The sequence below is a fragment of the Xanthomonas indica genome, assembly GCF_040529045.1.
GTDB lineage: Bacteria > Pseudomonadota > Gammaproteobacteria > Xanthomonadales > Xanthomonadaceae > Xanthomonas_A > Xanthomonas_A indica.
This window is the reverse complement of sequence record NZ_CP131914.1, coordinates 3,356,065-3,376,784: the sequence shown is the minus strand read 5'-3', so window position 1 is coordinate 3,376,784 and position 20,720 is coordinate 3,356,065. Positions and strand designations below refer to the sequence as shown.

18 protein-coding genes are annotated in these 20,720 nt (G+C 68.6%); 3 read left to right on the top strand and 15 right to left on the bottom strand.

The features are described from left to right. Positions 1-114 precede the first annotated feature (114 nt). The 8 genes from lpdA to Q7W82_RS14615 all read right to left on the bottom strand — a co-directional run bounded on the left by lpdA (position 115) and on the right by Q7W82_RS14615 (position 11,883). The gene (lpdA, locus tag Q7W82_RS14650) at positions 115-1,551 is read right to left on the bottom strand and encodes a dihydrolipoyl dehydrogenase (RefSeq protein ID WP_242160439.1); all 1,437 of its coding nucleotides are present in this window, start codon (positions 1,549-1,551) and stop codon (positions 115-117) included. 148 nt (positions 1,552-1,699) lie between these two features. Further along, positions 1,700-2,914, bottom strand: a complete 1,215-nt coding sequence (gene sucB, locus Q7W82_RS14645) for a dihydrolipoyllysine-residue succinyltransferase (protein ID WP_242160438.1) — start codon at positions 2,912-2,914, stop codon at positions 1,700-1,702. 47 nt (positions 2,915-2,961) lie between these two features. Beyond that, entirely contained in the window at positions 2,962-5,787 is a 2,826-nt protein-coding gene (locus tag Q7W82_RS14640; RefSeq protein WP_242160437.1) for a 2-oxoglutarate dehydrogenase E1 component, read from the bottom strand. Positions 5,788-5,972: 185 nt separating this feature from the next. Beyond that, positions 5,973-6,872 (bottom strand): GNAT family N-acetyltransferase, encoded by a 900-nt coding sequence (locus Q7W82_RS14635; RefSeq protein ID WP_242160436.1) that lies wholly within the window; start codon positions 6,870-6,872, stop codon positions 5,973-5,975. A gap of 7 nt (positions 6,873-6,879) precedes the next feature. Then, positions 6,880-8,121 carry a cupin domain-containing protein gene (locus Q7W82_RS14630; protein ID WP_242160435.1) on the bottom strand — a complete coding sequence of 414 codons (1,242 nt, stop codon included), beginning with the start codon at positions 8,119-8,121 and terminating at the stop codon, positions 6,880-6,882. 261 nt (positions 8,122-8,382) lie between these two features. Then, the gene (locus tag Q7W82_RS14625) at positions 8,383-8,982 is read right to left on the bottom strand and encodes a DUF3060 domain-containing protein (RefSeq protein WP_242160434.1); all 600 of its coding nucleotides are present in this window, start codon (positions 8,980-8,982) and stop codon (positions 8,383-8,385) included. Positions 8,983-9,049: 67 nt separating this feature from the next. Beyond that, positions 9,050-10,417, bottom strand: coding sequence for an adenylosuccinate lyase (gene purB, locus Q7W82_RS14620; protein ID WP_242160433.1), 1,368 nt, complete (start codon positions 10,415-10,417; stop codon positions 9,050-9,052). 152 nt (positions 10,418-10,569) lie between these two features. Then, complete coding sequence (locus Q7W82_RS14615) at positions 10,570-11,883, bottom strand: hemolysin family protein (RefSeq protein WP_242160432.1); 1,314 nt, start codon at positions 11,881-11,883, stop codon at positions 10,570-10,572. 371 nt (positions 11,884-12,254) lie between these two features. Between Q7W82_RS14615 and Q7W82_RS14610 the strand changes: the two genes are divergently transcribed. Together Q7W82_RS14610 and Q7W82_RS14605 are read left to right on the top strand one after the other, a co-directional pair. Next, positions 12,255-13,259 carry a YiiG family protein gene (locus Q7W82_RS14610; RefSeq protein ID WP_242160431.1) on the top strand — a complete coding sequence of 335 codons (1,005 nt, stop codon included), beginning with the start codon at positions 12,255-12,257 and terminating at the stop codon, positions 13,257-13,259. A 370-nt stretch (positions 13,260-13,629) separates the two neighbouring features. Further along, positions 13,630-15,063 (top strand): class II fumarate hydratase, encoded by a 1,434-nt coding sequence (locus tag Q7W82_RS14605; RefSeq protein WP_242160430.1) that lies wholly within the window; start codon positions 13,630-13,632, stop codon positions 15,061-15,063. Positions 15,064-15,474: 411 nt separating this feature from the next. Here the strand turns inward: Q7W82_RS14605 and Q7W82_RS14600 are convergent, their stop codons facing one another. The 7 genes from Q7W82_RS14600 to Q7W82_RS14570 form a co-directional block, all read right to left on the bottom strand. Next, entirely contained in the window at positions 15,475-15,915 is a 441-nt protein-coding gene (locus Q7W82_RS14600; RefSeq protein ID WP_242160429.1) for a hypothetical protein, read from the bottom strand. 154 nt (positions 15,916-16,069) lie between these two features. Further along, complete coding sequence (locus Q7W82_RS14595; RefSeq protein ID WP_242160428.1) at positions 16,070-16,624, bottom strand: DUF2884 family protein; 555 nt, start codon at positions 16,622-16,624, stop codon at positions 16,070-16,072. A gap of 41 nt (positions 16,625-16,665) precedes the next feature. Further along, positions 16,666-17,490 (bottom strand): DUF4097 domain-containing protein, encoded by an 825-nt coding sequence (locus Q7W82_RS14590; protein ID WP_242160427.1) that lies wholly within the window; start codon positions 17,488-17,490, stop codon positions 16,666-16,668. Positions 17,491-17,536: 46 nt separating this feature from the next. Next, on the bottom strand, positions 17,537-18,529 hold the full coding sequence (locus tag Q7W82_RS14585; protein WP_242160426.1) for an ABC transporter permease: 993 nt from the start codon (positions 18,527-18,529) through the stop codon (positions 17,537-17,539). Further along, the gene (locus Q7W82_RS14580) at positions 18,526-19,404 is read right to left on the bottom strand and encodes an ABC transporter ATP-binding protein (RefSeq protein ID WP_242160425.1); all 879 of its coding nucleotides are present in this window, start codon (positions 19,402-19,404) and stop codon (positions 18,526-18,528) included. The genes Q7W82_RS14585 and Q7W82_RS14580 overlap by 4 nt, the downstream gene beginning before the upstream one ends. Further along, positions 19,401-19,763 carry a GntR family transcriptional regulator gene (locus Q7W82_RS14575; RefSeq protein ID WP_017908106.1) on the bottom strand — a complete coding sequence of 121 codons (363 nt, stop codon included), beginning with the start codon at positions 19,761-19,763 and terminating at the stop codon, positions 19,401-19,403. Before Q7W82_RS14575 ends, Q7W82_RS14580 begins: the two co-directional genes overlap by 4 nt. A 2-nt stretch (positions 19,764-19,765) precedes the next feature. Further along, positions 19,766-20,008: a hypothetical protein gene (locus tag Q7W82_RS14570; RefSeq protein ID WP_242160424.1), complete on the bottom strand. Its 243-nt coding sequence runs from the start codon at positions 20,006-20,008 to the stop codon at positions 19,766-19,768. A 128-nt stretch (positions 20,009-20,136) separates the two neighbouring features. Between Q7W82_RS14570 and Q7W82_RS14565 the strand changes: the two genes are divergently transcribed. Then, positions 20,137-20,703, top strand: coding sequence for a glutathione peroxidase (locus Q7W82_RS14565; RefSeq protein ID WP_242160423.1), 567 nt, complete (start codon positions 20,137-20,139; stop codon positions 20,701-20,703). Positions 20,704-20,720 lie beyond the last annotated feature (17 nt).

The following is a 20,720-nucleotide window of genomic DNA, read 5'->3' as shown; positions in this document are numbered from 1 at the left end:
TGAGAAAATCAAAAGCCGAAACGCATAACGCCGGACCTGAGTCCGGCGTTATGCGTGGGAGTGAAGTGCAGGGAATGCTTGCTATTCCCGATTCTCCATTCCCGTTTCCCGGCCTCAGTTAGCCTTGTGGATCGCCCGCTTGCTCACCGCCATGGCCGCGTCGTGGATCGCTTCGGACAGGGTGGGGTGGGCGTGGCAGATGCGCGCCAGGTCGTCGGCCGAGCCGTTGAACTCCATGGTCAGCACGCCTTCGTGGACCAGTTCGGAGACGCCGACGCCGACCAGGTGCATGCCCAGCACGCGGTCGGTCTCGGCGTGGGCGATGACCTTGACGAAGCCCGCCGGCTCGCCCATCGCCACCGCACGGCCGATCGCCGCGAACGGGAAGCTGCCGGCCTTGTACGGCACGCCCTCGGCCTTGAGCTGCTGCTCGGTCTTGCCGACCCAGGCGATTTCCGGCTCGGTGTAGATCACCCACGGGATGGTGTCGAAGTTGACGTGGCCGGGCAGGCCGGCGATCAGTTCGGCGACCGCGATGCCTTCCTCGAAGCCCTTGTGCGCCAGCATCGGCCCGCGCACGCAGTCGCCGATCGCCCACACGCCGTCCACGCCGGTGTGGCAGTGCGCATCGACCTCGATCTGGCCGCGTTCGTTGACCTTGACCCCGGTCCCTTCGGCCAGCAGGCCCTTGGTGGCGGCGCGGCGGCCGACGGCCACCAGCAGCTTGTCCACGTTAAGGGTCTTCTCGCCTTCGCCATCGCTATAGGTGACGACGACTTCCTGCTTCTTGCCCTTGCCGGTGACCTCGGTCTTGGAGACCTTGGCGCCGAGCTTGATGTCCAGGCCCTGCTTCTTGAATTCCTTCAAGGCGGTCTTGGCCACTTCGGCGTCGGCCAGGGCCAGGAAGTCCGGCAGCGCTTCGAGGATGGTGACCTCGGCGCCCAGGCGCTTCCACACGCTGCCCAGTTCCAGGCCGATCACGCCGGCGCCGATCACTGCAAGACGCTTCGGCACTTCGGTGAAGTCCAGCGCGCCGACGTTGTCGACGATGGTCTCGCCGTCGAACTTGGCGAACGGCAGTTCGATCGAATCCGAGCCGGCGGCCAGGATCACGTTGGTGCCCTTCAGCTCGACTTCGCTGCCGTCGTGCTGCTTGACCTTGACCACGTTGCCCGGCTGCAGTTCGCCGAAGCCATAGTACGGGGTGATCTTGTTCGCCTTGAACAGCATCGCGATGCCGCCGGTGAACTGCTTGACGATCTTGTCCTTGCGCCCGACCATCGCGGCGACGTCGATCTTGGCATCCTTGAAGCTGATGCCGTGCTCGCCGAACAGGTGGCCCATGTTCCAGAACTGGCGCGAGGAATCCAGCAGCGCCTTGGACGGGATGCAGCCCACGCGCAGGCAGGTGCCGCCGAGCGCCGGCTTGCCGTCCTTGCCCAGCGCCGCGTCGATGCACGCGGTCTTCAGGCCCAGCTGGGCGGCGCGGATAGCCGCGTGATAGCCGGCAGGACCGGCACCGATGACGACGACGTCGAACTGTTCGCTCATTTCATTTGCTCACACGGGAATAGGGAATGGGGAATGGGGACTGGCAAAAGCGCATGCGCCTGCCGTTTCCCATCCAGGTCCAGGCGGGAATGGAGCGGCGGATGGGCGCTGGTCCCATTCCCGTTTCTCCATTCCCGATTCCCGGCTCTTACAGACCGAACAGCATCCGGCCCGGGTTTTCCAGCTGGTTCTTGATGTCGACCAGGAACTGCACCGAGTCCTTGCCGTCGATGATGCGGTGGTCGTAGGACAGCGCCAGGTACATCATCGGGGCGATCACGACCTGGCCGTTCTCGGCGATCGGACGCTCCTTGATCGCGTGCATGCCCAGGATCGCGCTCTGCGGCGGGTTGATGATCGGGGTCGACAGCAGCGAGCCGAAGGTGCCGCCGTTGGTCACGGTGAAGGTGCCGCCCTGCAGTTCTTCCAGGCTCAGCTTGCCGTCGCGCGCCTTCTTGGCGTAGTCGGCGATGCCCTGCTCGATGTCGGCGAAGGACTGCCGCTCGACGTTGCGCAGCACCGGCGTGACCAGGCCCTTGTCGGTGGACACGGCGATGGAGATGTCGCTGTAGCCGTGATAGATGATGTCGTCGCCGTCGATCGAGGCGTTGACCAGCGGGAAGCGCTGCAGCGCGTTGGCGGCGGCCTTGACGAAGAAGCTCATGAAGCCGAGCTTGATGCCGTGGGCCTTCTGGAACTCGTCCTGCAGTTCCTTGCGCGCGGCCGAGACCTTGGCCAGGTTGACCTCGTTGAAGGTGGTCAGCATCGCGGTCGAGTTCTTCGACTGCATCAGGCGCTCGGCGATGCGCTTGCGCACGCGGGTCATCGGCACGCGCTCTTCCGGACGCGCACCGCTGGCCTTGCCGGCGCCGCCGTTCTTGGCGTAGTTGAGGATGTCTTCCTTGGTCACCGCGCCGCGACGGCCGGTGCCTTCGACCTGCGACGGATCCACGCCCTCGGTGATGGCGCTGAAGCGCGCGCCCGGCGGCAGGCTGGAGACGTCACCGGCGGCCTTCGGCGTCTCGGCCTTGGCGGCCTTCGGCGCTTCCGCGGCGGCGGCCTTGGGCGCTTCGGCCTTCGGTGCCTCGGCGACCTTGGCCTCGGCCGGCGCCGCAGCGGCGGCCGCGCCTTCCTCGATGATCGCCAGGATCTGCGAGCTGGTCACGGTGGCACCGGTCTCGAACTTGATCTCCTTCAGTACGCCGTCGACGGGCGAGGGCACTTCCAGCACGACCTTGTCGGTCTCCAGGTCCACCAGGTTCTCGTCGCGCTTGACCGCCTCGCCGGCCTTCTTGTGCCAACTGGCGATGGTGGCATCGGATACGGATTCGGGCAGTACCGGAACTTTGACTTCGGTGGCCATTGCAGGGGGCGTCCTAGTGGTGTCTTTTTTCGAAAGGGTGATGTGGTTTATTCAGCGACTTGGTCGTTGAACGGATTCAACAGCGCGTCGGCGACCAGCTTCAGCTGCTCTTCCACGTGCTCGGCGAAATGGCCGGCGGCGGGAGACGGCGAACGGGCGCGGCCGGCGTAGTGCAGGCTCTGTCCGTCGGCCAGGCAGGCCTGCAGGTGATGCTTGATCTGATACCAGGCGCCCTGGTTCTGCGGCTCTTCCTGGCACCAGACCAGGTCGGTGGCATTGCCGTAGCGCTTCAGCTCGGCGGCCAGCAACTCGCGCGGGAACGGATACAGCTGCTCCACGCGCAGGATGGCGACGTCGTCCTGGCCGCGCTTGGTCTGGTCCTCGAGCAGGTCGTAGTAGACCTTGCCGGAGCAGGCGACCACGCGCTTGACCTTCTTCGGGTCGGCCTTGGCGTCCGGGATCAGGTGCTGGAACTCGCCGTCGGCCAGTTCTTCCAGCGTCGACACCGCCAGCTTGTGGCGCAGCAGCGACTTGGGCGTCATCACCACCAGCGGCTTGCGCGTGGACATGCGCATCTGCCGGCGGATCATGTGGAACGCCTGCGCCGGGGTGGTCGGCACGCAGACCAGCATGTTCTCCAGTGCGCACAGCTGCAGGAAGCGCTCCAGGCGCGCGGAGCTGTGCTCCGGGCCCTGGCCTTCGTAGCCGTGCGGCAGGAACAGCGCCAGGCCGGAGATGCGGCCCCACTTGGCCTCGCCGGCGGCGATGAACTGGTCGATCACCACCTGCGCGCCGTTGGCGAAGTCGCCGAACTGCGCTTCCCAGATGCACAGCGCATTGGGGTCGGTGGTTGAGTAGCCGTACTCGAAGCCCATCACCGCCTCCTCGCTGAGCAGCGAGTCGATCACGGTGGCGTCTTCCGGGTTCTCCACCAGCTGCCGCAGCGGCAGGTAGTAGCTGTCGGTCTTCTGGTCGTGCAGGATCGCGTGGCGGTGGAAGAACGTGCCGCGGCCCGCGTCCTGGCCGACCAGGCGCAGCTTGTGGCCCTCGCCCAGCAGCGTGGCATAGGCCAGGTTTTCGGCGAAGCCCCAGTCGCCCGGCAGTTCGCCGGCGGCCATCTTCACCCGGTCCTCGTAGATCTTGGCCACGCGCGGGTGCAGCTCGACACCGCCCGGGATGGTGGTGATGATCTTGGCCAGCTGGTCCAGGGTCTTGCGCTTGACCGTGGTGTCGACCTTGTCCGAGAGCTTGCCCGACAGGTACTTGGACCAGTCGATGGCGAATTCGTCGGGCTTGCGGGTCGCCAGCTCGGTGGTGTACTCGCCCGAATCGAGCTTGTTGCGGTAGCCGTCGACCAGCGCCTGCGCCTCGCCGGCCTGCAGCACGCCTTCGCTTTCCAGCTGGGCGGCGTACAGCTCGCGGGTGGTCTTGTGCTTGCGGATGGTCTGGTACATCACCGGCTGGGTGGCCGCCGGCTCGTCGGCCTCGTTGTGGCCCCAGCGGCGGTAGCAGACCAGGTCGATGACCACGTCCTTGTTGAACTGCTGGCGGAAGTCGTAGGCCAGGTTGGCCACGAACGCCACCGCGTCCGGATCGTCGCCGTTCACATGGAACACCGGCGCGCCGATCATCTTGGCCACGTCGGTGCAGTACAGTGTGGAACGGGCGTCGTCACGGGCGCTGGTGGTGAAGCCGATCTGGTTGTTGACCACGATGTGCACGGTGCCGCCGACCGCGAAGCCGCGCGCCTGCGACATCTGGAACAGCTCCATGACCACGCCCTGGCCGGCGAACGCGGCGTCGCCGTGGATGATCACCGGCAGCACCGACTTGCGCGCGGCGTCGCCGTAGCGCTCCTGGCGCGAACGCACGCTGCCGACCACCACGGGGTCGACGATTTCCAGGTGCGAGGGGTTGAACGCCAGCGCCAGGTGCACCGACTTGCCGTCGGCCACCGCCACGTCGGCGGAGAAGCCCATGTGGTACTTCACGTCGCCGGTGTGGGCGCGGTCGTCGTGGGCGTGCTCGAACTTGCCTTCGAACTCGTCGAACAGCTTGCGCGGGTTCTTGCCCAGGGTGTTGACCAGCACGTTGAGGCGGCCGCGGTGGGCCATGCCGACCACGATGTCCTTGACCGCGTCGTTGCCGGCGCGCTGCACCAGCACGTCCATCATCGGGATCAGCGAGTCGCCGCCTTCCAGCGAGAAGCGCTTCTGGCCGACGTACTTGGTGTGCAGGTAGCGCTCCAGGCCCTCGGCGGCGGTGATCCGCTCCAGGGTGCGGCGGCGGCTGGCGGCGTCGCCGGCGATGTTGCCGCCCGCGTTCTCCAGGCGCTGGTAGATCCACTGGCGCTGTTCGAACTCGGAGATGTGCATGAACTCGCTGCCGATCGACCCGGTGTAGGTCGCCTTCAGCCGCGCGAGCAGGTCGCGCAGTTTCATCCGCGGCTGGCCGCCGAGGCCGCCGGTGCTGAACTCGCTGCCCAGATCGCTTTCCGACAGGCTGTGGAACGGCAGGCCCAGGTCCGGCGGGTTCACCGGCGGGGTCAGGCCCAGCGGATCCAGGCGCGCGCCGAGGTGGCCGCGCGAACGGTAGGCGGTGATCAGGCGGCCGACATGGCGCTCGCGCTCGTCGCCGCTCGGACCGGTGCCGCTGTTGGCGGCCTGGCGCGCGGCGCTGGCGATGTGGGCGATGACCGCAGAGTGGGGAACGTCACCGGCATCGCGGCCCTGGAAGCCGTCGAAGTAGGTTTTCCACTTGGGATCGATGCTGTCGGGAGAGACCAGATACTGTTCGTACAGGTCTTCGATATAGGCGGCATTGCCGCCGGCGAGTTGCGATGACTGCGCAAACTGCTTGAGTAGATTGTCCACGATGGTGGGGTGCGGTCGCTTTGTTTGGGGTGGCTTGCGGTAGGAACCGGCGGACGCGTGGGCCGCGCGGGCGTAATCAAGCGCAAAAATTATACCCCCATGAACCAGCCGGGGTGTGCATTCGGCGTGGTCAAGGCCGATCCCGGTTCATCCGTGGCAGTTGCGGCGGCGTGGTCGCGGCCGCCTCACCAGCCCAGTGCGCGCAGTTCGCTGCAGGGCCGGGCGCGCTCCCAGACCCGGTCGAAGGTGGCGCGCAACTGGCGCGCGCGGGCACTGCCGAGCAGGTCGGTGTCGCCGTCGTAACGGTGACCGAGACCACGGAAGTAGTAGCCGCCGCCCTCGTTGACCAGGTAGGCGGTGGCGTCGCTGCGATCCACCGGATCGCTGACTTCGCGGAACTGGAACACGCTGGGCAAGCGCTGCGCCAGGGCCAGCAAGGGCGCGCCGGCGCGTTGCGGCGCTGCCGCGTCGTGCAGCAGGACCCACACCTGCTTGGCATGCGCGGCGACGGCGAAGCGGCGCAGCTGTTCCAGCACGCGGGCATCGTCGAGCAGGCCCGGATCCAGCGCGCGGCTGTGGATCAGCACCTGGCGGCGGGCCTGCGCCAGCACCGCGATGCTGGCGGCGATCGCCGTCGCCGCGTCCTCCACCGCCACGGCACCGTCGAAGCGGCGCCGCAGCGGCACGGCCTCCGCGGCGGCGGCCATGCCGCCCGCGGGCGGCAGAAAGCCGTGGCGGGCATAGAACGCCAGCGTGGCGGCCGGGGCCTGCAGCTCCAGGTGCGGCCAGCGCCGGCGTTGCGCCGTCTCGACCAGGCCACGCAGCAGGGCGCTGCCGACCCCGCGTCGGCGCCAGCCGGGCAGCACGGTCAGTGCGGCGATCCGCCGGTCCGCGCCGAGCCGTACCGCGCCCACTACCTGGCCGTCGTCGCTGCGCGCAACCAGATGCTCGCCCAGCGCGTCCAGCGCCGCCGCCGCGGTGTCGGCCGGCTCCGCCGCGGCACCGGTCGCGGCACGCAGCGCGCGCAGTTCGGCGCCGTCGCGGACGGGGTCGAGCGCAGCGATGCGGAAATCGGGGCCGGGCATGGTCGGATCAGCTCGCCTCGGTGTCCTCGTCCCCGGCATCCTGCGCGTCCAGCGGCTGGTAGAAGCCGCCTTCGATCAGTTCCAGCAGGGTCTGCCTGCCGGCCGCCGACAGCGCCGCATAGTCCGTGCCGTCGAGGTGCTCGGCCGCGGCCAGGCGCTTGGCGTCCTTCACCGGCAGCGCGAACTGCAGGCCACTGCAGAACAGCATGGCGCCGCGGCTGGCGCGCCGCCACGCCGGCCGCGCCCAGGGATGCCGCTGCAGGACCAGGCCCTGTTCCAGCGCCGCGGCGATCTCCGCCGCCGGCGGCAGCCCGGCCGGCGGCAGGATCTCGCCGGCGGCACGGTAGGTGGTGATGAAGCGGCCGAACCAGGCGCCGAGCTTGTCCGGGTCGTTCATGCGCAGCGCATTCAGCGCCTCGACCACGCGGCCCATCGCCGCCGCATCGATCTCGTACGGATCGGCCGGGGCCTGCAGGTCTTCGTCGTGGTAGCGCAGCGCCTCGTCGGCGCCGTCGATCAGGGTGTCCAGGTAATCGGCGATCAGCTCGGCCGAGGACGGCGCACGCATGCCCACCGAGAAGGTCAGGCAGGCGTCCTCGGCCACGCCGTGGTGCGGCACCAGCGGCGGCAGGTACAGCATGTCGCCCGGTCCCAGCACCCAGTCGTGGGTCGGATCGAACTGGCGCAGCAGCTTCAGCTCCACGTCGTCGCGGAAGTCGGTCGGCGGCGCCGGGCGGCCCAGCGCGACGCTGGCGTCGATCTGCCAGCGGCGGTGGCCGTGGGCCTGCAGCAGGAACACGTCGTAATGGTCCACGTGCGCGCCGACCGAGCCGCCGCGCGCGGCGAAGCTGACCATCACATCGTCCACCCGCCAGCGCGGCAGGAAGCGGAACTGCTCGAGCAGGGCGCGGATGTCCGGGTCCCACTTGTCCACGTCCTGCACCAGCAGGGTCCAGTCGTGGTCGGGCATGCTGGGGAACTCGTGCTCCTGGAACGGGCCGCTGCGCACGCGCCAGCGGTCGTTGGCGCGGTCGTGCTCGATCAGCCGCGACAGCGCCGCCTCCTCGCAGGCCAGCCCGGCCAGGTCGCCCGGCTCGATCGGCGAGACGAAGCCGGGGAAGGCGTTGCGGATCAGCAGCGGGCGCTTGTGCCAGTAGTCGCGCAGGAAGGTCGCGGCGGGCATGCCCAGCGGTTGCCCGGGACGGGCGTGGAGTTCGAAGGCGGGAGCGGCGGTCTTGCGGGCAGCCATGTGCAGTGGGGTCCTTGCAACGCGGAAGGGGGAGGGCGGGCGCGCAGCGGCACCGGCCGGACCCGGCCATTGTCCGCCGGTTTGCCGCGCGGGGCCATCGCGGGGTGCGGCCGGCACGGCCGTCCGTCGCGGTTGCGGCGATCCCGGCCGCATGGCGTCGGCGCAGGTGCGCCTGGGTGGCGTGGGTCAGGCGCGCGGCCGGCCGGCGCGCGGGAGGCGGGAGCGCCGACCAGCGGTGCAGGCCGGCCCTGCGCTGCCGCGCTACTGGACGAGGATGCGGTTGTCGCGGCCGCCGTCGTCGACCTGGGCCGGGCCGCTGCGCTGGACGATGGCGTTGTCGTTGCCTTGCAGGGCGATGGTGGCGATCTCGCTGGCCTGCAGCTGGTTCTGGTCGCCGGACACGTCCAGCCTGTCGATGCGCGCCATCTGCAAGCGGCCATGGCGCCCGAACAGCGCGACCTTGCCCGCGTCGCCACGCATCGTCACCTGGGCGTAGTCGCCGAGCACGCGCAGGGTGTCGGCCCGCTCGATCTGCAGGTTGCCGTTGCGGCCGAACAGGCTGACGGTGGTGCAGTGTCCGTGCAGCACCAGGGTGGCGTCGCGGCCGACGATGTTCAGGTCGCGGCCGTCGCAGTCGATGTCGCCGCTGGCCGAGGCGGCCATGCGGATCGGCGTCTCGGCGTCGCGTTCGTCGTCCTGTAGGTCGCCGGCCGAGGGCGCCGCCGCGATCGGCGGCGCTGGCTGCATGACCACGGTCCGGGCGGCGGCGGCATGCGCGCCGTCGCCGGCCGGTGGGCGGGGGGCCTGCGCGCAGCCGGTCAGGACCAGCAGCGGCAGCACAAGCAACGGGGTGCGGTTCATTGCGGGGCTCTGCTGTGAGCCACCAGCATGCCCCTGGCCGATTAACCCAGGATGGACGGACCGTGGCTCAGACGCCGCGCGCCAGTCGCTCGGCCAGGCCGACGTAGCCGCCCGGGGTCAGGTCACGCAGGCGCTGCTTGGCGTCCTCGGGCAGCTCCAGGGTCTCGACGAAGGCGCGCATCGAATCGGCGGTGATGCCCTGGCCGCGGGTCAGCGCCTTGAGCTGCTCGTAGGGGTTGGGCAGGCCGTGGCGGCGCATCACCGTCTGCACGGCTTCGGCCAGCACTTCCCAGGCGGCATCCAGGTCGGCATCCAGGCGCTCGGGATTCACGGTGAGCTTGCCCAGGCCCTTGGCCAGCGAGTCCAGTGCCACCTGGGTGTGGCCGAAGGCGGTGCCGAGCGCGCGCAGCACCGTGGAGTCGGTGAGGTCGCGCTGCCAGCGGCTGATCGGCAGCTTGGCCGAGAAGTGCTCGAACAGGGCGTTGGCGATGCCGAAGTTGCCTTCGGCGTTCTCGAAATCGATCGGATTGACCTTGTGCGGCATGGTCGAGGAGCCGACTTCGCCTTCCTTGAGCTTCTGCTTGAAATAGCCCAGCGAGATGTAGCCCCAGATGTCGCGGGCCAAGTCGATCAGCACGGTGTTGGCGCGCCGGGTGGCGTCGCCCAGTTCGGCGACGTTGTCGTGCGGCTCGATCTGGGTGGTGTAGGGGTTGAACACCAGGCCCAGGCTTTCCACGAAGCGTTGCGCGAAGCCCGGCCAGTCGACGTCGGGGTAGCTGGCGACGTGGGCGTTGTAGTTGCCGACCGCGCCGTTGATCTTGCCGGTCAACTCGACCGCGGCGATCTGCTGGCGTTGCCGCTGCAGGCGCGCGACCACATTGGCCACCTCCTTGCCCAAGGTGGTCGGCGAGGCGGTCTGGCCGTGGGTGCGCGAGAGCATCGGCTGCGCGGCCTGTGCGTGGGCCAGGGCGCGCAGTGTGGCGATCACCGCGTCCAGGGTCGGCAGCAGCACCTCGCGCCGGGCCTGCTCCAGCATCAGTCCGTAGCTGAGGTTGTTGATGTCCTCGCTGGTGCAGGCGAAATGCACGAACTCCAGGGCCGGGCCGAGTTCGGCGTCGTCCTTGAGCTGCTCCTTGATGAAGTACTCCACCGCCTTGACGTCGTGGTTGGTGGTGCGCTCGATCTGCTTGACCCGCGCCGCGTGCTCCACGCCGAAGCCGTCGGCCAGCCCGCGCAGGCGCTGCGCCGCCGCCGGCGAGAACGCGGCCAGCTCGCCGACGCCCGGCTCGGCGCCCAGCGCCAGCAGCCATTCGATCTCCACTTTCACCCGCGCCTTGATCAGGCCGTATTCGGAGAAGATCGGCCGCAGGGCGTCGACCTTGCCGGCATAGCGGCCATCGAGCGGGGACAGGGCGAGCAGGGCGGAATCGGACATGGCGGGGCGTGGGGTGGTGTCGGCGGGGGCGCCATTCTACGTCGGCGCGGCCTCGGCCGGCCTGCCAGGATGTGCCATCCCTCCCTGAGCCTGCCGCGCCACCGCCCTTCGGTTGGTCCTGGCAGGCGCGCTGGCGGCGCCGCGCGGCACCCTCAGGACGGGATGACGGACCCTAGCCGCACGGTCACTGCCTGGATGCGGTGGCCGGCCATGCGCTTGACCGTGAACAGGTGGCCGTCGATGTGCAACTGCTCGCCTTCCTCGGGCAGGCGCTGCAACTGATGCACGATCAGCCCGCCGACCGAGTTGAGGTGCTCCGGCGCGCGCAGGTCGCGGCCGAGCAGGCGTTCGAGGCGGAAGATCGAGGTCGAGCCGGCCACCAGCACGCTGCCGTCGGCGCCGCGGGTCGGCGCATCCTTGACCACGTGCGGGTGCTCGTCCTCGATGTCGCCGACCACCACTTCCAGCAGGTCTTCCAGGGTGAAGTAGCCGAGGATGCGGCCGTGCTCGTCCACGCACAGCGCCATGTGCGTGGCGCCGGTGCGGAAGCGCTCCAGCACCAGCGGCACCGGCGTCTCCAGCGCGATCAGGTTGGCCGGGCGCAGCAGCGCGCGCAGGTCGTCGCTGCGGCGGCCGCGGGCGATCTCCACCAGCAGGTCCTTCATGTGCAGGATGCCGAGCACCTGCTCGCCGTCGCGGTCGAACCACGGGTAGCGGCTGTAGCGGCTCTCGGCGAACTCGGCCATCACCGCCTCCAGCGCCATGCCCTCGCGGAACGCGCGCAGATGGTCGCGCGCGCGCATCAGGTCGCCGGCGACCAGTTCCGGCAGCTCCAGCGCATGGCTCATCAGGGTCAGTTCGTGGTCGGGCGCGCCGCCGGCGGGGTGCTGGCGGCCCACGATCAGCTTCAGTTCCTCGCGCGAGTAGCGGTGCGAGGCATGCTCGATCTCGCCCCAGCCCACGGCCTTCAGCAAGCCGTTGGCGCTGGTGTTGAGCAGCCAGATGGCCGGATACATCGCCCAGTAGAACAGGTACAGCGGCGCCGCGGTCCACAGCGACATGCGCTCCGGGCGGCGGATCGCCATCGACTTGGGGGCGAGTTCGCCGAGCACGATGTGCAGGAACGAGATGACGCTGAAGGCGATGACGAAGGCGCTCAGGCGCGCCGCTTCCTCGCTCAGCCCCAGCAGGTCGAACACCGGCTGCAGCAGGTGCGCGAAGGCCGGTTCGCCGACCCAGCCCAGGCCCAGCGAGGACAGGGTGATGCCGAGCTGACAGGCCGACAGATAGGCGTCGAGGTGGCCATGCACGTTGAGCAGCAGGCGGCCGCGCCAGCCGTGATGCTCGGCCAGGCCCACGGCCTGGGTGTGGCGCAGCTTGACCAGGGCGAACTCGGCGGCGACGAAGAAGCCGTTGAGCAGCACCAGCAGCATCGCCAGTGCCAACAGCAGGAGGTTGCCGATCATCTGCGGTCCCCGGCACGCGCCGCTGGCGCGTCATCGCGCCGGGCGGGAGAGGTGGAAACGGCGGAGTGCGTGGTCCGGCGCAGCGTGCGCCGGCATCTACAGTCTGAATCGTCGCCCATGGCGGCGTGGAAGTTCCATCGGTGATACGTCGCCGCAGTCTAGCCGATGCGCCATGGCGGCGGCGCCCGCGGGCACCGTCTCGCGCATTCGGTCACAGGCAAAGCGTCGCCAGCGAATACCGCACAAGCGCGCCACCGCTGTTGCGACTCCCCAATCCCGACTCCCAATTCCGGCCCTCCAGCCATCACGCCGGGACAATCTTTTCGTTTGCTAGACTTTCTGTAACCGTTTTCAACATCTACGTTCCCCCAATGAAATCTTCTTTGCGTCTGGCGGCGCTGACCGTCGCTGTGTCCGTTTTCCTGACCGCCTGCGGTGGCAAGCCTTCGGCCGCGCCGACCGATTCCGATGCCAGTGCCGATGCCCGCCATGCCTCCGCCGATACCGCCGCCAGCGAAGCGGATCAGGCCCTGACCAGCAAGCTCAACGCCTACATCGAATGCTTCAACAAGGTCGATGGGCGCATCCACGAAGGCGCGCAGCAGTACATCCGCTGGATGGCCGATCCCAACGCCGGCCCGACCGGCAAGGAAACCAGCGTGTACGGGCCGGCCCCGATCGACGAGTACGCGATGAAGCTGTGCGATGCGCCGATGACCCAGGCGATCGCGGCCAAGCCCGCGCTGCCGGCGCTGGATGCAGCGGCAAAGCGCTATCTGGCCGCGTTGAAGACGCTGCAACCGCTGGCCAACCAGGCGCGCGACTACTATGACCGCGAGGACTACCAGGACGACCAGTTCGCCAAGGGCAAGCAACTGCATGCGCCGCTGATGGCCGCGCTGTCCGAATTCCACGCGGCCAGCGAGGCCTTCAGCCACGAGCTGGAGGCGCAGAACGATGCCGCGCAGCGCGAGCAGTTGAAGGCAATGGAGAAGGCCGAAGGCCGCACCCGCGAGTTCTATCGGCTGTCGATGATGCTCGAGGCCAAGGAGATCGCCGGCCTGATGCAGGACGACGACTTCGACACCGCCAAGGCCACGGCGCTGGTGGCCGGCTTCAACAGCCTGTCCGACGAGGCGCACGCCAAGGTCGCCAACCAGGAGCCGGGCAAGTCCGACTGGGCCGGCTTCGAAAGCGCGGCAGAGACTTTCCGCAAGGAATCCAAGGCGCGGATCAAGCGCGTGGCGGACAAGATTCCGTACAGCGCGTTCGAGCAGCGCTCGCTGGACAATCCGATCGTCGCACCGGAAGGCTCGCCGGCACGCCTGCTCAAGAGCTACAACGACCTGGTGTTCCAGAGCAACCGGCAGCAATGAGCGTCGGGGCCGGCGGCGCATGCCGCTGGCCCCCACCCGTGCCGTCGTCCCGTCGTTTGCCGACAACGGCGCATGGCTCACGCCGTTCGCACCGCGCTGCTGGCGCGCGCGCGGTGCGCGCCAGCATGTGCCATGCCCGCTGCCTGGCTCCGTGGATCCGATTCTCGCTCGGATGCGCCTGCCGATCGCGGCAGTCTGCGCCGGGCGGACAAGCCTCCAGACATTCCTAACATCCGCGGGCGCACACTGCTGACGCCGGGCGCTGCGCCGCGGATAATGCGCGCGCCAGCCGCAATCCCGCCAGCTTGCCTCCCCGGACGTCCGACGACGGCGCCGATGGATTCCTTTTTGCAGATGCGGAGATTGCGCAATGAGTGACAAATTCAGGGTCGAACACGACAGCATGGGCGAACTGCAGGTGCCCGCCGATGCCTTGTGGGGAGCGCAGACCCAGCGTGCGGTACAGAACTTTCCGGTGTCCGGGCAGCCGATGCCGCGCGGCTTCATCCGCGCGCTGGGCCTGATCAAGGCCGCCGCGGCGGGCGTCAATGCCGACCTGGAGCTGTTGCCCAAGGCCGTCGCCAAGGCGATCCAGGCCGCGGCGCTGGAGGTGGCCGACGGCCGCCACGACGCGCACTTCCCGATCGACATCTACCAGACCGGATCGGGCACCTCGTCGAACATGAACGCCAACGAGGTCATCGCCACGCTGGCCAACCGCACCGCCAAGGGCGAGGGCAAGAACGGCAGCAAGGCGCTGCCGACGGTGCATCCCAACGACCACGTCAACCTCGGCCAGAGCTCCAACGACGTGGTGCCGACGGCGATCCGGGTCGCGGCGTTGCTGGCAACGCGCGAGCATCTGTTGCCCTCGCTCAAGCACTTGCGCAAGGTGATCGACAAGCGCGCCAAGCAACTGCAGGGCGTGGTCAAGACCGGGCGCACCCACCTGATGGATGCGATGCCGCTGACCTTCGGCCAGGAGTTCGGCGCCTGGTCGGCGCAACTGGTATCGGCGCAGGCGCGCATCGACGACAGCCTCAAGCGCCTGCGCCGGCTGCCGCTGGGCGGCACCGCCATCGGCACCGGCATCAACGCCGATCCGCGTTTCGGCGGCAAGGTCGCCAAGGCGCTGTCGACGCTGACCGACTGCACCTTCGAGAGCGCCGAGAACAAGTTCGAGGGCCTCGCCGCGCAGGACGATGCGGTGGAACTGTCCGGGCAGCTCAACGCGCTGGCGGTGGCGCTGATCAAGATCGCCAACGACCTGCGCTGGATGAACGCCGGGCCGCTGGCCGGCCTCGGCGAGATCGAGTTGCCGGCGCTGCAGCCGGGCAGTTCGATCATGCCGGGCAAGGTCAACCCGGTGATTCCCGAGGCCACGGTGATGGCCTGCGCGCAGGTGATCGGCCACCACACCGCGATCACCGTGGCCGGGCAGACCGGCAACTTCCAGTTGAACGTGACCCTGCCGCTCATCGCGGCCAACCTGCTGGAGTCGATCCAGTTGCTGGGCAACGTGTCGGTGCTGCTGGCCGATTCGGCGATCGCCGGGCTCAAGGTGCGCGAGGAGCGGGTACGCGAGGCGCTGGACCGCAACCCGATCCTGGTCACCGCGCTGAACCCGATCATCGGCTACGAAAAGGCCGCGGCGATCGCCAAGCGTGCCTACAAGGAGAACCGGCCGGTGCTGGAGGTGGCCAAGGAGGACAGCGGCCTCGGCGAGGACGAACTGCGCCGGCTGCTGGACCCCGCCGCGCTGACCGAAGGCGGCATCCACGCCGGCGCGGGCGGCGGCGGCTGAGCCTGACCGGCGCTGCAGAGGCCTGGCACGGCGGTGTGGTCGTGCCAGGCGCATCGCAGTGCGGGCATCTCGAGCAGCGCGTTTCTTGTTGCCGGCGCAGCGCGGCAGGTCGTGACGATCCTCGTAGGGGCGGCTTCAGCCGCGACGAGCGGGGCATGTCGGCGATCGGACACTGGCAGCAGTCGGGACTGAAGTCCCTCCCACATTTCCCCAGATACCTTGCCGCGAGTTCTCGTGGGAGCGTCCTTCCCACATTGCGCTCAGATACCTCGGCGTATGCCCCTGTAGGAGCGGCTTCAGCCGCGACCGGCCTTCCCGGGAAAGCCCTTCTCGGCTGAAGCCGCTCCTACAGCAATGCTTCACTCCTTGCGGAGGCGCTCTAGGGCCGCCGCCTGCGTGTGCCAGCAGGTCTCAGCGGCGCTCGGCCTGCAGGTTGCCGAAGCTGTCGCGGTACGGCTGCAGCGAGGGAATGTCGCGCAATACCGCTTCCTGCGCGGCGGTGATTTCCTGAGTCGGCGCGAAGCCGACCGAGCGCATGTTCGGATCCGGCGCCGCGGTCTCCAGAGTGCGCTGGCGCTGCATCTGCAGGTGCATGAACAACTGCTGCAACTCGGTGCGCTGTGCGGCCGGCAGCGGCAGTTCGATGTCGTCGATGCGCAGGCTGCCGTCAGGGCCGATGGTGGCGTTGGCGGCCGGGGCGCGGCGCAGCATCACGTTCATGCTGTCCACCGCCACCCGCGGCTTGCTGCGCTCGGCGCGCGAGGAGGTGGTCTCGCCACCGCGTCCGCCGCAGGCGGCGAGCAGCAGGCACAACGACAGCAGCGAGAACCAGGCGAACAGCGTCTTCTTCATGGCGGAAATGGAGCGGGGGAGAGTACCGCCCATTCTAGAGTGTGTGACCGTGGCGCGGCGTGCGGCCGCATGTCGCAGGGCGCGCCGGTCGCTCCCCGCACGCGATGCCAGGCCGGCCCGGCGCAGGGGTGGGCGCCGGGACGGTGGGGACGTGTTACGCCGCCGAATGCTTGCAGTCGCGCACGTCGCTGTCGTCGAGCGTGGAGTAGGGGCGGAACGCCGGCACCTTCTGCATCAGCGCATCCTGTGCGGCGCGCAGCGCGGCGACCTGGTCGCAGATCTTCAGCGCCGCCTGCTTGATCTTGTCGGCCTGGGCCTCGACCTGCGCGCCGATGTGCTCGGTGTCGCCGCTGAGCACCCCGCTGATGGCATCGCCGGCCGCCTTGACGCCGAGCGCCGCGCCGGCCTTGCCGACCTCCACGCCCTGCTTGCCCACCGCTTCGATCTGGCTGCGGTAGGCCAGCAGCAGGCGCTGCTGCTCGGCGTCCAGCGCGACTGGCTTGCCGTCGATCAGCAGCTTGCCGTCGCGGGTGATGGTGGCCGGCGGCTGTCCGTCGGCCTTCAGGGTGAGGTCGCCGTTGAGGAAGGTCAGGCTTTGCGCGCCGCCGTGATCGACCACGACGCGGTCGTTCGACGAGCGCTGGCAGGCGCTGAGCGGGAGCAGGGCGGCCAGGGCGAGGCCGGCCAGTGGCAGGGAACGGTACTGCATGGGCATGTCCTCATGCGGAAGGGAGAAGGCGAAGCGCGGGATCAGCGCGGCTTGGGCAGGTTGACGCTGCCGCGCACGCCACGGTGGGTGACATCGCCGCTGCCGACCTTCTGCACGCTCAGGTTGCCGCCGACGTTGCCCACGTCCAGGTCGCCCGAGCCGACGGTCTGCACCGCGACGCTGCCGCTGACGTCGCGCAGTTGCACATCGCCCGAGCCGACGCTGTCGACCTGCACGCCGCCGCGCACACCGTGCACGGTGAGGTCGCCGGAGCCGACCGTGCCGACCTTGACGTCGCCGCCGACCTGGTCGGCCTTGACGTCGCCCGAGCCCAGCGTCGGCAGGGCCACGCTGCCGACATTGCGCAGTTCGATATCGCCGGAGCCGACCGTGGCGCTGACCGCGCCGCGGATGGTCTGCGCGTGCAGGTCGCCGGAGCCGATCTTGGCGTCGAGCGAGGCCACGCCGCTGATCTCGGCATCGCCCGAGCCCAGTTGCAGTTGCACCGGCAGGTTGGCGGGAATGCTGCCGGCCACGTTGAGGTAGGCGTAGCGGTTGCCGACGCTGATGCCGTGGATCTTGCCCTCGTGCTTGAGCGTCACCACCAGGGTGTCGCCGTCGTGGCGCTGGCGCAGGGTCAGTTCCTTGAGCATGTCCTCGTCGGAGGCGCAGGCGCGGCCGCGCAGGGTGGAGTCGCCGCCACTGGCGCCGCTGAGCTTGAGGTCGTTCTGCTGCACGTCAAACAGCACCGACTTGACGCCGGCCAGGTCCAGCTTGAGTTCGCGCGGTTCGGAATACTTGCAGTCGTCGGCCATGGCGATGGCCGGCAGCGACAGCAGCGCACACAGGGCGAGGATCTTGCGCATCGGGATACTCCTTGCAGGAAAGGGAAAGGGGACTACTACGGTGCGATCAGGCTTCGTCGCGCCAGCGGCGCACGTAGATCGCGGCGACGATGAAGGCCACGCCAACGGCGGCGCCGATCCACATGTCGGGGTCGCGGAACAGCACCCAGCTGTCGCCCAGGTGGATCGCATTGATCAGGTCCTGCGGACCGCTGATGTGGGTCTCGGCCACCTGCTCGTTCAGCACCGGACCCCAGCTGCCGGGCAGCACGCTGAGCAGGCCGCGGTAGACGACCGTGTACCAGATCAGGTTGTGGTTGACATTGAGCATCGGCAGGATGCCCATCATGCTGGCGGTCACGCAGCCCAGGATCGGGATCAGCACCGCCCACAGGAACGGCTTGCTGCGCGCCCAGGCCGAGCACAGCATCAGCCAGCCGATCGCCGGCAGCGACCACATCACCTGCACCGGCAGTGCGGCCAGGACCATGCCGATGATGCGCAGCGGGTGCGATTCGGTGAAGACCGCGGTGCTCTGCGGGATGCCGTTGACCGACAGGGTCAGGGCGGTGACCACCCACAGCACCAGGCCGATCAGCAGGCCGACGCCGATCGCCAGCAGCGGCGCCAGCAGCAGTGCCCAGGCGGCCTTGGACAGCACGGTGCTGGTGTCCGACAGCGGCAGCGACTTCCAGAACAGCACGCTGCGGTCGCGGCGGTCGTCGTACAGCGCGCCCAGCGCGTAGAAGAACACCACGAAGCCGACCACGATGCTGGCCAGCAGGACGCCGGCGAACATGGTGCCGTCGCCGACCGCGCCGATGATCTGGTGGGCATTGTTGGCCTGGCCTTCCCATTGCACATCGTTCAGGCGCACACCGTCGCCATGGTTGCGGCCGGCGATGCTGCCGATGATCGACAGCACTGTGTACAGGGTGGCGACGATGCCGCCGGTGATGACCGGGGCCCACAGGAAACCGCCACGGTGTTCCCAGAACTCGCGCTTGAGCAGCCACGTGAACGTGGACACGGGAGAGATCGATTTGGCGGGAGCGTTCATGCGTAGGTGCCCTTCATGATGGCGACGAACAAGTCGGCCAGGCCGGGGGTGCGGGTTTCGCCGAGCGCGGCCAGTTGCGCCTGCGGCACGCCGTCGTACAGGAATACCGACTTGCCGAACGGCAGGCCGCGTTCGTCGATCGGCTGCAGCGCGCGCGCCGCCTCGATGCGCTCGGCCGGCACCAGCAGCTCGGTGTAGCGGGTGGCCATGTGCTCCATGTCGGCGCTGAGCACGATGCGGCCGTCGCGGATGAACAGCACGTCGGTGAGGATGTGCTCGATCTCCTCCACCTGGTGGGTGGTGATGACGATGGTCTTCTGCTCGTCGAAATAGTCTTCCAGCAGGCGCTGGTAGAACTCCTTGCGGTACAGGATGTCCAGGCCCAGGGTCGGCTCGTCCAGCACCAGCAGGCGCGCGTCGATCGCCATCACCAGCGCCAGGTGCAGCTGCACGATCATGCCCTTGGACATCTCGCGCACCCGCAGCTTGGGCGAGAGCTTGGTGTTGGCCAGGAAGCGCTCGCACTTGGCGCGGTCGAAGCGCGGATGCACGCCGGCGACGAAGTCGATCGCCTCGCGCACCCGCATCCAGCGCGGCAGCACCGCCACGTCGGCGATGAAGCACACCTCGTTCATCAGCGCGTCACGCTGCTTGCGCGGGTCCATGCCCAGCACGCGCAGCTCGCCTTCCACCGCGGTCAGGCCCAGCACCGCCTTCAATGCGGTGGTCTTGCCGGCGCCGTTGGGGCCGATCAGGCCGACGATGCGGCCGGGCGCGATCGTGAACGACGCATCGGCCAGTGCCGGCTTGTGGTTGTAGGTCTTGCGCAACCCCTGCGCGTAGACGACGGATTCGGATGCGACAGCGGCAGTCATGGCGTTTTCCCCGGTGGCAACAAGTCTTGCAGTGTCAGGCCCAGGCGCTGGATGCGTTCCAGCACCAGGGGCCACTCTTCGTTGAGGAAGCGCTCGCGCTCGCTGCCGCGCAGCTTCTGCGCCGCTTCCTCGGTCATGAACATGCCCAGCCCGCGGCGCTTCTCGACCAGGGCCTCGTCGGCCAGTTCCTGGTAGGCGCGCGAGACGGTGATCGGGTTGAGCTGGTATTCGGCGGCCACCTGGCGCACCGAGGGCAGGGCGTCGCCGGGCTTGAGGATGCCGTCGAGCATCATCGCGATGACACGCTCCTTCAGCTGGCGGTAGATCGGAGCGCCATCGCTCCATTGGATATCGCTCATGGTCAGCTCCGTGGGCGCAGGGTGCGCGCGAAGGAGAAATAAGGCACGGACAGCGAGGCCCGCAGACGCCGTACCGCCGGGACGGTGGCGGGTGCGGCGCCGGTGGCGCTGTCGTCGTGCGGCGTGCTGGCGCCATAATCCAGCGGCCGTCCCTGGTGGCGTTGGGCGCCGATCCAGCTCGCGCAGAGCAGGGTGCCGACGATGACCAGGGCCGGAAGACTGCGCTGGAGGCGTTTGAGATTCATCGTGGGACCTGCTCTGGGTGAGTGGTGTTGTATTTAACTATAACACCGTTACACGGCATGTCAACACGCTGCAGACCCAACTTCCGACCTGGTCGTGCGCAACTTCCCTTTCTCTCCGACGGTGCCCCATGAAATTTCCCAAGCGTCTGTTTTTCCTCGCGATCCTGGCCGCTGCCGGCACCGTCGGCAGTGCCTGGGCGGACTCCTTGCTGGACCAGGACTACCGTCCGCTGGCCGGCAAGGACAAGGTGAACCTGAACAAGACCTACGGCGGCAAGGTGCTGCTGGTGGTCAACACCGCCAGCAAGTGCGGCTACACCCCGCAGTACGACGGCCTGGAGAAGCTGCAGCAGCAGTACGCGGCGCAGGGCTTCAGCGTGCTCGGCTTCCCGTCCAACGACTTCAAGGGCCAGGAGCCGGGATCGGAGAAGCAGATCCAGGAATTCTGCACGCTCACCTACGGGGTGAAGTTCCCGATGTTCGAGAAGGTGCACGTGATCGGCGACGATGCGACGCCGCTGTACAAGCAACTGACCCAGGCCACCGGCGTGGCGCCGGGCTGGAATTTCCACAAGTATCTGATCGCGCGGGACGGTCGCGTGGTCGCGCAATTCCCGAGCAAGGTCACGCCGGACGATCCGGCCTTGCGCAGTGCCATCGAACGCGAACTGAAAGCGCGGCCGGCGTCGCACTGAAAGCGGGTCAACATCTC